Origin of the sequence: Pantoea rodasii (assembly GCF_002095465.1) — a bacterium.
In the GTDB taxonomy this organism is placed as follows: Bacteria; Pseudomonadota; Gammaproteobacteria; order Enterobacterales; family Enterobacteriaceae; genus Pantoea; species Pantoea rodasii.
In genome coordinates, this window is the sequence record NZ_MLFP01000002.1 from 415,598 (window position 1) to 427,324 (window position 11,727).

Below are 11,727 nucleotides of genomic sequence, written 5' to 3' on the forward strand. Positions count from 1 at the left end.
TACATTTCGTCGTTACCGCTTTGTCTGATGACTGCTAAGCTTAAAATTCTGCACGTAAGCGCACGGAATGTGCGCGATTTCCTCGGTTTCGGCCTTTGAGGTTGTGTACAATAGCTGAGAATTATCTTAAGGAGTTGTCATGCCCGCTATTGAAGTTATCCTCGTTGACCACCTCGATCGTCCCACCGGCAAGATGGAAAAGCTGGAAGTACATGAGAAAGGATTACTGCATCGTGCGGTGACGGTCTACGTGTTCAATTCGCGCCATGAACTGCTGCTGCAACGTCGTGCTAACGGTAAATATCACTGTGGTGGTTTATGGAGCAACACCTGCTGTGGCCATCCCTATCCGCAGGAATCGACCCGTGATGCCGCTGAACGTCGGTTGCGCGAAGAGATGGGGATGCAACTGTCGTTAACGCCGGTGTTTGAGCTGAGCTATAACCTGCCTCTCAGCAATGGGTTAACCGAGCACGAATATGGCCACGTGTTCTTTGCCATCAGCGATGTTGAGCCGAAACTCAATCCTGAAGAGGCGGACGCCTGGTGTTATCGCTCGGTTGAGCAGATTCAGCTGGAAATGCAGGATCGGCCTGAACAATTTACGCCGTGGTTCCTGCACACCTTCCCGCGCATTCCCCATACGTTTGGCGACTTCCGCCTGACCGCATAAAAAAAACGCCCCTTTTACGGGGCGTTGTTGTTTAAGTGAAATCCTCCGCATCCACATCGTAGCCTGAGGGCTCCCAGCGAATCGCCAGCAGCGCCAGCAAGCCAATCAGCGGGGCGAGGAAAATCACCCAGAACACGCCGGTGCCGAATGCCGCAACCAGCAGTGGGAATAGGAACAGCGACACGGTTGAACTGCCGCGCATCAGCGTCTGGTTAAAGCCAACACCCACGCCGCGCAGTGAAGCGGGGTAGCTCAGCGAGGCAAAGGTCATGGTGTGTGAACCCGGACCAAATCCCTGACCAAACAGGAACAGCGCCAGCATAGCAATCGCCAATGCCGCCTGTTCGCCGCCTTCCGGACGACCAATCAGCGCCAGACCGAGCAACGCGATGCACTGGCAGCTGTAACCTGCCACCGACATCTTCCACGCGCCGAGACGCGGCACCAGCCGCACTGCCAGCAAACCCCCGACAAAGGCAAACAGCAGGTTCAGTGCCAGCGACACCAGAATAGTGGTCAACATCGATTGCGCGAAGAAGCTGGAAATAATCACCGGCAGGCCAAAGGCCACCGCGTTATAAGCAAACGATGAAGCGATGGACGTCACGGTTGCCAGTATGGTTCGACGACGATAAACACCCTGCAGCAGCGCACCGTAGTTACGCCAGCTGGCTTTGCGTACCGGCTTGGTCTGCGTCAGATCGGCATCTTCGGCCACATGGGCGTTGATGTTGTAGGAGCGCTGCAGGATCTGCGCGGCGCCGTGCAAATTGCCCTGATTGGCGGCCCACACCGGTGATTCACTCATATACCGGCTGCGAATGGCGATGATTAACAACGCAGGGACCGCGCCGAAACCAAGAATCAGCCGCCACAACCAATCGGTGTGACTTTCCGGCAGCACTGCATACAGCAGCAGCACCAGCAGATAGGAAATACTGATTGCCGCATACCAGGTGGGGCACCACATCGCCACGCTGGCCGCTTTATTTCCTTGCCCGCGCAGTTTTGAAAACTCGGCAAGAAACGCCATCGCTACCGGGAGATCGATCCCGACGCCCAGCCCCATCACAAAGCGCGCACCACCTAACACGTATTCGTTTGGCGCAAAGGCGCAGGCAAGGGCGGCAACCACAAAGAAGAACATATCGGCCATAAACACGCGGTAGCGACCAATTTTGTCGGTGAGATAACCGCCAATCAGCGCTCCCACAATCGCGCCGAAGGTAATCGCGGAGGCCACCATTCCGGTGCCGGTCGGCGTCAGGTTAAATTCGCGCGTGACATCTTTGATGCCAAAGGCCAGTGCGCCGAGATCGTAAGCATCGAGGAACACACCGCCGAGGGCGATGGCCACCACGATGCGCGCATTGCTGCGTGACTCGTTACTGTTGTTCACGAGATTTGATACGTCAGCCGCGCTGCGTATCCACTTGGTTTCGCCAGTGGGCGTATTCCCTGCCAGCGCCACGTGCGCCGGAGAAGCTAAGTCGGACATGATGTTATGTATTTTATTGTAAAGGGTGGGCCTATGAGAATAAGCCGCCATAAACGCTTTAAAAATTCCATTTGGTTATATGTCCTGCGAATAGGTTATAAGCAGTGTGCATTGAATAGCAGAAAAAGCTCGAACTTAGGCGCTTGACCGCCCCCATCCTGTTTCGCCAGGCTACGCTTGATAGTCACAGACTGAAAAACATAAGCAGAGGACAGCGGCATGATTAAGCAGGGTTTATTGGGGATGATCGCATTAGCGATGAGTGTGGGCGCAGCGAATGCGGCCGATCCGGTTAAGGTCGGATCGAAGATTGATACCGAGGGTTCGCTGCTGGGCAATATTATCCTGCAGGTGTTGGATAAACATGGGGTGAAAACCGTTAACAAAATCCAGCTCGGCACCACCCAGGTGGTACGCGGCGCAATCACTGCGGGCGAGTTGGATATCTATCCGGAATACACCGGTAACGGCGCGTTCTTCTTCAGCGATGAGAAAGACACAGCCTGGAAAAATGCGCAGCAGGGCTATGAGAAGGTGAAAAAGCTCGATGCGGATAAAAATCATCTGGTGTGGTTAACCCCTGCACCTGCCAACAACACCTGGACCATCGCGGTGCGCGGCGATGTGGCACAGAAAAATAATCTCAATTCTCTCGACGATCTCAGCGCCTACCTGAAAAAAGGCGGCACCTTCAAACTGGCGGCGTCCGCAGAATTTATCGAACGCAGCGATGCGCTTCCGGCATTTGAAAAAGCTACAACTTCAAGTTGGATCAGTCTCAACTGCTGTCGCTGGCGGGCGGTGATACGGCGGTGACCATAAAAGCCGCCGCGCAGCAAACCTCTGGCGTTAATGCGGCGATGGCTTATGGCACCGATGGCCCGGTGGCGGCGCTCGGTTTGCAAACCCTGACCGATCCCAAAGGCGTCCAGCCAATTTATGCGCCTGCGCCAGTGATCCGTGAAAGCGTGCTGAAACAGTATCCGGAGATTGGCAACTGGTTGCAGCCGGTGTTCAGCAAGCTGGATGAGAAAACCCTGCAACAGCTCAACGCGCAGATTGCGGTTGATGGTCAGGATGCCAGCCAGGTGGCGAAACAGTGGCTACAGCAGAATAAGTTGCTGTAAGCGGTGCCGTTACTGTTATCAAGACCGCGCCAGCAGCCGGTGCTGCTGGTCCTCACGCTGCTGATCACGCTGGCGGTGATTGCTTTACCGTTGCTGAGCTTTGCCGCCAATCGCTTAGTCTCCGGCCAGCCGCTGATGTTGTGGCAGGTGGCGCAATCCTGGCTGTTGCTGCTGCCGTTACTGTGGCTATGGCAAGGGTTGTGGTGGAAGCCACGGCGTCTCAATCTGGTGATGGCGCTGCTGGATGCTGAGATTCTTTTTGTGCTGCTGATGTTTATCGGCGGGCAAACGGCGGCGCAACTGGCTAATAGCGGCAGCCCGCTGGCACGCACGGCCTTTGGCAGCGGTTTATGGTGTGCCGCCGCGCTGGCGATATTGTTGGCCGCTGAGGCCATCCGTCAGCTCACGGCCAGCACGCCGTGGCGAATTCTGCTGAATCTACAAATCTGGATTGTTCCGCTGATATTGCTGCTCAGCGGTCACCTCGACCACCTCTCCCTGATGAAAGAGTATGCCAACCGCACGGCGGTATTTGATGCGGCCTTCAGCCAGCATCTGCTGCTGCTGGGTGGCACGCTGTTGCCGACGTTGCTGATTGGCTTGCCGCTCGGTCTGGCGATTGCCCGGCGACCGCGCTGGCAAAGTGCCGCTTTCAGCGTACTCAACCTGATCCAGACGGTGCCTTCCGTGGCGCTATTTGGCCTGCTGATTGCCCCGCTGGCGGGGCTGGTGGCTCACTTCCCGGTGCTGGCGAGCTGGGGAATCAGCGGTATTGGCCTGGCTCCGGCGCTGATCGCACTGGTGCTGTATGCGCTGCTGCCGCTGGTGCGCAGTGTGGTGGCCGGTTTGCAGCAGGTGCCGCAGGAAGTGCGTGAAACTGCGCGCGGCATGGGAATGAGTGCGATGCAACAGTTCTGGCACGCCGAACTCCCGCTGGCGCTGCCGGTATGGCTCTCGGGCTTGCGCGTGGTGGTGGTACAAACCATTGGCCTGGCGGTAGTAGCGGCATTGATAGGTGCCGGTGGATTTGGCGCCATTGTTTTTCAGGGATTGCTGAGCAGCGCATTAGATTTGGTGTTGCTGGGCGTGATTCCGGTGGTGGCGCTGGCGGTGGTTTCTGATGCCGCATTGCGTTTACTGTCGGCACTGCTGGAGAGAACCGATGATTGAGTTTCATCAGGTAAGCAAAATGTTCGCGGGCAAAGCGGCGGTACGTGATCTCACCTTGCATATTGAGAAGGGCAGTTTCACCGTGCTGATTGGCACGTCCGGCTCGGGCAAATCCACCACGCTGAAAATGATCAATCGGCTGGTGGAGCATGACAGCGGTGAAATCCGCTTTGCCGGTGAACCGATTGAACGCATGGATGCGCGTGCCCTGCGGCGGCGCATGGGCTATGCCATCCAGTCGATTGGCCTGTTCCCGCACTGGAACGTGGCAAAGAACATCGCCACCGTGCCGTCACTGCTTGGCTGGCCGCAGGCAAAAATTCAACAGCGCGTAGAAGAACTGCTGGCGCTGCTCAATCTGGATGCACATCTGGCGACGCGTTATCCCCATCAACTCTCTGGCGGTCAGCAGCAGCGCGTTGGCGTGGCGCGCGCGCTGGCCGCCGATCCCGAACTGTTGCTGATGGATGAGCCTTTTGGTGCACTCGATCCGGTGAACCGCCAGGCACTGCAACAGGAGATGCTGCGCATTCAGAAGCTGTCAGGGCGCACGGTAGTGCTGGTGACGCACGACATCGACGAAGCGCTGACGCTGGCCGATCAACTGGTATTGATGGACGGCGGTGAAATCGTGCAGCAGGGCAAGCCGATCGAGCTGTTGACGCAGCCGGCCACGGATTTCGCCCGTGAATTCTTCGGTCGTAGCGAACTTGGTGTGCGCTTGTTGGCATTGGGGCGCGCAGGCAGTGCGGCACGGCGCGGTGAGTGGCTGGACGGTGAGCCGATAGCCGCGCACCTGACGCTACGCGAAGCGCTGTCACAGTTTATCGCCCGGCGCACCGACAAACTGCCGGTGATCGATCAGCATCAACAGCCGCTGGGTGTCCTGCACTTCAGCGATCTGCTGCGTCAGCGGGAGGCGAGCTGATGCGTGTCTGGCGAGATCCGCTGTACTGGCTGCTGGCGGTGTTTCTATTGCTGCTGTGGGGATTGCCGCACAGCGGGCCGCTGTTTGCCCATTGGTTCCCGCAGCTGGAACGTCCACTGTATCAGCAGGAGAGCTTCTGGCGGCTGGCCCTGGCGCATTTGTCATTGGTGATCAGCGGCAGCGCACTGGCGATTATTTTTGGGGTGAGCAGTGGTGTTTTCGCCACGCGTCGTGCCGGGCGGGCGTTCAGACCGTTACTGGAGACGCTGGCAGCAGCGGGGCAGACCTTTCCGCCGGTGGCGGTGTTGGCGATTGCCGTGCCGGTGATGGGATTTGGCGCAACACCCGCCATCATGGCGCTGTTTCTGTATGGGCTGTTGCCGATTTTGCAGGGAACGCTGGCAGGATTGGATAGCGTGCCCGCCAGCAATCGGGAAATAGCCGTGGGACTGGGTATGGGGCCGTGGCGGCGCTTATGGCAGATTGAGCTGGCGCTGGCCGCACCGGTGATCATGGCGGGCGTGCGTACGTCGGTGATGATCAGCATCGGCACCGCGACGATTGCGTCAACAGTGGGCGCAGAAAGTCTGGGATCGCCGGTGATTATCGGACTGAGCGGCTTTAACACCGCCTATGTCATTCAGGGCGCGCTGTTAGTGGCGCTACTGGCACTGATTTGCGACCGCGTATTAGAACGCGTGCAACGTCAACTCAGTGGCTGGGAAGGATAAGACTGTAGCCCACCAACATCATGCCGCCCATGCCGCCAAGTGCCATCACGGCAAACAGCGTGCCAATGAAAATTTTATTCCAGTTCATAAAGGAAACCTGAGAAAAAGTCATGGAGTGCGGCATGATAACGCGCACACCCGACCAGGCAAAGGCCGTGTGTGCGATTTTTGTCAGGCGGGATCGTGAATATGGGTGGCAAAGCCTTGCGCCTGCCAGTGTTCAAACTGCTCCAACTGCCGACGCGTCGGCTTCTTACCGGTCCAGATAAACAGATTCTGACCGGGGAACAGCTCAGGACGCGGCATATCCAGCGGCTCGGCTAATACATCCATACGCCAGCCTTGCTGCGACAAGCGCCAGGCCTCCAGCCAAAGGCGAGTGCGATCTTCCACGCCCCAGCCAATCATCAATGCATCTTTGCCGGCCTTTTTACGACCACCGGCGAGGCAGAACGCCACGTAATCAATCAACGCGCCATCTAACAGGCTGCACATGGTGCGCGCGGTATGCTGGTCCAATCCCAGGCGTTGACGCACCGGCACAAACACGTGATCAATTAGCGCATCCACCGGATGTTCGCGGCCAATGGTGGCAATTTTAGTGCGCAGCTTAGCCGGACGGACGTGACGCAACACGCTCATCAACTCTTCCTGCAGCGCGGTCCAGCCATCATGCACATTGATGGATTCGCCTTCCAGCAGGGCCTTAACCTTGCCAACAGGCACGCCGCTTTCTATCCAGCGTTTGATCTCTTCAATTCGCTGGACATCTTCATCATCAAACTGGCGGTGACCGCCTTCCGTGCGCTGAGGTTTTAACAGACCGTAACGTCGTTGCCAGGCGCGCAACGTTACCGGGTTGATTCCACAGCGTTCGGCAACATCACCGATACTGTATAAGGCCATGGCGTCCTCGAAAATTCTGACCTGCATTACAACACCTTAACCGCCACGCTTGGGTTGTACAACTCTTTTGTTTCTGTACAACTTGACGTTAAAGACGATTTAAGGTCATATCTCATATGTGAGATTTATTTCCCAAATATGAGAGGTGAACATGTCTGTACCGGATTCCGAACATCGGTTGGCCGCTCGACTGGCCGAATTACGTGTGCAACGCGGTTGGTCGCTGGACGAATTGGCGATGGCTACCGGCATCAGCAGGGCTTCATTGTCGCGCATTGAGCGGGCAGAGACCAGCCCCACAGCCGCTTTGCTTAATCGACTGTGCGTGGCTTATGGTTTAACCATGTCGCGCCTGCTGAGTGAAGTGGAAGAAGAGGCTGCGCTGCTGCTTAAGGCCGGCGATCAAACGGTATGGCGAGATGAGGCCAGCGGGTATCAGCGCCGCAGCGTATCGCCACCGGCCAGCCACTTTAAAGCAGAAATGGTGGAAGGCGTGTTGAAACCGGGCGCACGCATCGATTATGACGCACCGCCGGTCCAGGGGCTGGAACAGCATATCTGGTTACAATCCGGCGAGCTGACGTTCACCATGGACGATCAACGCTGGACACTTCAGGCAGGTGATTGCCTGCGTTTTCATCTCACCGGCAGATCGTCGTTCCAGGCGCATGCTGAAGGTGGCGCGCGATACATTCTGGTGGTGTGTAAACCATGACTGAAATTCAACAGCTAAGCGCCACTCAGGCACAGCCCCTGCTGGCCGCGCTGACCGAGGTGTTGCACGGTTGTGTGGCCGACGGAGCCAGCGTCGGCTTTATTGATGCCGGGGATCGCGCAGCAATGGAACGCTTCTGGCAGGACAAAATTTACAGCCTGGGGAGCGGCGATAATCAGCTGCTGGTGGCGTGGCAGCAAGGTGTGATTGTCGCGACGGTGATGGTGGGCGTTAGCGCGATGCCCAATGGGCGCCATCGTGCCGAGATCAGTAAACTGCTGGTGCATCCCCGCGCCCGGCGCCAGGGAATCGCGCGTCGTCTGATGCAGCAAGCTGAGCAATTGGCCGTTGAGCAGGGCAAAACATTGCTGGTGCTGGACACGCGCAGCGGCGATGTGGCAACGGATCTGTATTTGTCGATGGACTGGCAGATTGCGGGTTCCATTCCGTTGTATGCCGAGTCAACGGAAGGGATGTTGGATGCGACCACGGTAATGTTTAAAATTGTGGGGTAGTGCACCAAATCAGTGCGCCGCCTCGGCATCTTCCAGACCCAGCGACTGCATAAACAGCCGGATAATCGGATTGATTTTCCGGCCCTTTTTGATCATCAGGCAAAACGGATTTTCGCGGCGGACGGTTTCATCACCCAATTCACAGAGTTGACCACGCGCTATAAATGGCGCGGCATAATGTTCGGGTAAATAACCAATAAAGTGCCCGGTCAAAATCAGCATCGCGACAGATTCAACTTGCACAGCCTGCGCACCGCTATCCTGTAATGGAATGATGCGGCGGTCGTCACGCGGCGTGACATATAAATGATTAATAATCTTCTGCTCACGTAATATTTCCACCGATATATTTTTATCACAAGAACCAGAATATAAAGGGTGTGACATAGAGCAATATAATTTTGAATATTCTTTATAAAGAGGGAAGTAATCAAAATCTGTTTTCATTTCATAAACCGGCGCGATGCCACAATGAAAGCGGCCTTCACTCATTCCGCGTTCAATATCATCCAATTGCGCGGTTTGTAATCGAATTTGTACCTTTGGCGCCTTTTGGTGCAACTGCTGCACCGCGTTGGTGACCGGTGAGTGCGGGTCGGAAATGGTGTTATCCACCACGCAGATCGCGATGTCGCCCAAAAGCTCGTTACGGCTGTTGTGCAGGCGTTCGCGGAACAGATTCAGTGATACGAAGAGTTCCAGCGTGGCTTGATAAACGTTGATGCCATACTGCGTCAGTTCAAAGCCTTCGCGCCCACGGCTGCATAACGTCATGCCGAGGCGAATCTCCAGATCGGAAACTTGTTTGCTGATTGCCGCCAGACCGATATTCAGTTCATTGCTGGCAGCAGTTAACCCCCCCGGCTTCTACTACGCATTTAAATACCCGCAGTAATTTTAAGTCGATATTACTCAGTGCCAGAACCGCATTGTCGCCGCGATTATTTGCATTGTTTCCAGACTGGGAAACTTTACTTTCCATCTTTGCTATTCAACTCCGGAATAATTGCGGTGAAAGTACAGTGAACCTGAAATATGACGTATTTACCAGTGTAGCAGTGAAATAAGTTTTTATTATCACGCTTACCGCATCCATATCTTTTTCATATCGCTGACGATTATCTGTAAGGGGAATTAGCATGTCTGATAATGCCGAACTGTTATGGGGCGCGCGTTTTAAAGCGGCACCGGCAGCCAGTTTAACCGCGCTGTCGCGCAGCCCGGATTATTACTTTGCCCTGGCACCTTACGATCTGGCGGGTTGCCGGGCACATGCCCGTGAACTGGCACGCGGCGATCTGCTGAGCAGTGAAGAACTCAATACTATGCTGGCGGCGATTGATGCGCTGGATGCCGATTATCGCGCCGGTCAGCTGCATCCGATTGCCGCTGACGAAGATGTGCACACCTTCATTGAACGCGCGCTGACTGAACGCTTAGGGCCACTGGGCGGCAAACTGCGCGCCGGTCGTTCGCGTAACGATCAGACCGTCAACGACTTACGTCTCTACCTGCGCGACAACGGCCGCAAAGTGGTCAGCGCGTTGCTGGCACTGCAGCACTCCCTGGTGGAGCAAGCCGCACTGCATACCGAAAGCGTGGCACCGGGTTTCACTCATTTGCAGCAGGCACAGCCGATTGTGTTCGGTCATCAACTGCTGGCCCATGCGCAATCTTTTGCCCGCGATATCGAGCGTATGCAGGATTGGGATCGCCGCAGTGCGCGCTGCCCACTGGGTGCCGCAGCGATGGCCGGTTCGGCAATTGCGCGCCAGCCGGAAAAAGCGGCTGAAGATCTGGCGTACCTGGCACCGTGCGAGAACTCGATTGATGCCGTCGCCAGCCGTGATTACGCCGCAGAATTCCTGTTCGTCACCAGCATGATCGGCATCAACCTGTCACGCCTGTGCGAAGAGGTGTGCATGTGGGCCTCGCGCCAGTTCCGCTGGGTCGAGCTGCATGACAGCTACGCCACCGGCAGCTCAATCATGCCGCAGAAGAAAAACCCGGACATCGCCGAACTGACGCGTGGTCGCTCCGGTCGTCTGGTTGGCAACCTGATGGCGCTGCTCACCACCATGAAAGCGATGCCGCTCTCCTATAACCGCGACCTGAGCGATGACAAACGCAACGTGATTGATGCCGTGGACACGCTGCTGCTGGTGCTGCCGGCGATGGCCGGCATGATGTCGACGTTGAAATTCAACACCGAGGTGATGCGCGAGCAGGCACCGGACGGTTTCACCCTGGCTACCGAAGTCGCCGACTGGCTGGCGATGCGCGGTGTGCCATTCCGTGAAGCCCATGAAATCACCGGTCAGCTGGTGCAGCTGTGTGAACAAGAAAATTGCGGACTGTCCGACCTGAGTGATGCGCAGTTGCAGGCCGTTGATGCACGCTTAACACCTGAAGTGCGCAGTGCCCTGACGCTGGAAGCCGCACTGGCGGCACGCAGCGGCTACGGCGGCACCGCACCCGTCCGCGTGCGCGAACAGTTAGCGCGTTTGCAAACCCTGATGCAGAACCAGCAGCGCTGGACTGAAGATTACGCTGGCCCGCGCGCCTGAGGAGACGCTGATGTCGCAATCCACCCCGGTTGAACCCAGCATGAAAATAGCCGTGAGCAGACGCACTACGATCTGGATCGCTATCAAGTGGTGCCACGCCGTTATTACGGCCGTATTACCGCCTCGGCGGTAATCCTGGTGCTGCTGGCGCTGCTGGTGAATGCGTTCGCCCACGGCAACATTGAGTGGTCGTTCGTGAGCCAGTTCTTTACCGCGCAGGCGATCTTAAACGGCGTGGTGAACACGCTGATTATGTCGGTGCTGGCGATGGGACTCGGCATTCTGTTCGGTGTGATCACCGCGATTATGTATATGTCGCCCAACCCGGTGCTGCACTACATCGCCGTGGGCTACGCATGGATCTTCCGTGGCACGCCGCTGATTCTGCAGCTGCTGCTGTGGTTCAACCTTGCGCTGGTGTTTCCTACCATCAGTATTCCCGGTGTGTTCAGCGTGCAAACCGTCACCATCATGACGCCGTTCCTTGCGGCACTGTTGGGTTTGAGCATCAACCAGGGTGCCTACACCTCGGAAGTGGTGCGCGCCGGTTTACTGTCAGTGGATACCGGACAGTATGAAGCAGCGAAAGCGATTGGCATGCCACGCCTGCAAGCGCTGCATCGCATTATTCTGCCCCAGGCAATGCGCGTAATTTTGCCGCCGGTGGGTAACGAATTCATCAGCATGATCAAGACCACCAGTCTGGCGAGCATGATCCAGTACTCCGAACTGCTCTACAACACGCAAACCATCTACTTCGCCAATGCGCGTGTGATGGAACTGCTGTTCGTGGCGGGCATCTGGTACCTGATCATCGTGACCGTGCTGTCGTTTGGTCAGAGTCGCCTTGAGCGCTACTTCTCACGCGGCCACCGCCAGCGTCAGTAATTGGGAGAA

General features: G+C 56.6%; 11 protein-coding genes and 2 pseudogenes. 9 read left to right on the plus strand and 4 right to left on the minus strand.

What is annotated here, in order from left to right; all coding sequences use genetic code 11:
- The first annotated feature begins 139 nt into the window (after positions 1–139).
- Positions 140–673, plus strand: coding sequence for an isopentenyl-diphosphate Delta-isomerase (gene idi, locus HA45_RS04365; protein WP_100702479.1), 534 nt, complete (start codon positions 140–142; stop codon positions 671–673).
- Positions 674–704: 31 nt separating this feature from the next.
- On the opposite strand, the gene HA45_RS04370 is transcribed toward idi, so the two are convergent.
- Positions 705–2,171, minus strand: coding sequence for an MFS transporter (locus HA45_RS04370; protein ID WP_100702480.1), 1,467 nt, complete (start codon positions 2,169–2,171; stop codon positions 705–707).
- A gap of 219 nt (positions 2,172–2,390) precedes the next feature.
- Between HA45_RS04370 and osmF the strand changes: the two are divergent.
- The 4 genes and pseudogenes from osmF (at position 2,391) to HA45_RS04390 (ending at position 6,127) form a co-directional block, all read left to right on the plus strand.
- Positions 2,391–3,298, plus strand: a pseudogene (gene osmF, locus HA45_RS04375) (glycine betaine ABC transporter substrate-binding protein OsmF).
- Positions 3,299–3,301: 3 nt separating this feature from the next.
- On the plus strand, positions 3,302–4,468 hold the full coding sequence (locus HA45_RS04380) for an ABC transporter permease (protein WP_100702482.1): 1,167 nt from the start codon (positions 3,302–3,304) through the stop codon (positions 4,466–4,468).
- Complete coding sequence (locus HA45_RS04385) at positions 4,461–5,396, plus strand: ABC transporter ATP-binding protein (protein WP_100702483.1); 936 nt, start codon at positions 4,461–4,463, stop codon at positions 5,394–5,396. Before HA45_RS04380 ends, HA45_RS04385 begins: the two co-directional genes overlap by 8 nt.
- A complete protein-coding gene (locus HA45_RS04390; RefSeq protein ID WP_100702484.1) occupies positions 5,396–6,127 on the plus strand; it encodes an ABC transporter permease in 732 nt (243 codons plus the stop codon). Before HA45_RS04385 ends, HA45_RS04390 begins: the two co-directional genes overlap by 1 nt.
- On the opposite strand, the gene HA45_RS29410 is transcribed toward HA45_RS04390, so the two are convergent.
- A complete protein-coding gene (locus tag HA45_RS29410; RefSeq protein ID WP_224929809.1) occupies positions 6,108–6,215 on the minus strand; it encodes a hypothetical protein in 108 nt (35 codons plus the stop codon). The two genes, HA45_RS04390 and HA45_RS29410, sit on opposite strands and share 20 nt — an antisense overlap.
- Before the next feature lie 83 nt (positions 6,216–6,298).
- Positions 6,299–7,033 (minus strand): MerR family transcriptional regulator, encoded by a 735-nt coding sequence (locus HA45_RS04395; RefSeq protein WP_100702729.1) that lies wholly within the window; start codon positions 7,031–7,033, stop codon positions 6,299–6,301.
- 151 nt (positions 7,034–7,184) lie between these two features.
- On the opposite strand from HA45_RS04395, the gene HA45_RS04400 reads away from it, so the two are divergent.
- Positions 7,185–7,748 carry a helix-turn-helix domain-containing protein gene (locus HA45_RS04400; RefSeq protein ID WP_100702485.1) on the plus strand — a complete coding sequence of 188 codons (564 nt, stop codon included), beginning with the start codon at positions 7,185–7,187 and terminating at the stop codon, positions 7,746–7,748.
- Entirely contained in the window at positions 7,745–8,263 is a 519-nt protein-coding gene (locus tag HA45_RS04405) for a GNAT family N-acetyltransferase (RefSeq protein ID WP_100702486.1), read from the plus strand. Before HA45_RS04400 ends, HA45_RS04405 begins: the two co-directional genes overlap by 4 nt.
- A gap of 9 nt (positions 8,264–8,272) precedes the next feature.
- Here HA45_RS04405 and HA45_RS04410 read toward each other — a convergent pair.
- Positions 8,273–9,245: pseudogene (locus HA45_RS04410) on the minus strand (LysR family transcriptional regulator).
- A gap of 157 nt (positions 9,246–9,402) precedes the next feature.
- On the opposite strand from HA45_RS04410, the gene argH reads away from it, so the two are divergent.
- Positions 9,403–10,830: an argininosuccinate lyase gene (argH, locus tag HA45_RS04415; protein WP_100702488.1), complete on the plus strand. Its 1,428-nt coding sequence runs from the start codon at positions 9,403–9,405 to the stop codon at positions 10,828–10,830.
- Between the two features lie 87 nt (positions 10,831–10,917).
- Positions 10,918–11,718, plus strand: a complete 801-nt coding sequence (locus HA45_RS04420; protein WP_244563368.1) for an amino acid ABC transporter permease — start codon at positions 10,918–10,920, stop codon at positions 11,716–11,718.
- Positions 11,719–11,727: the final 9 nt, after the last annotated feature.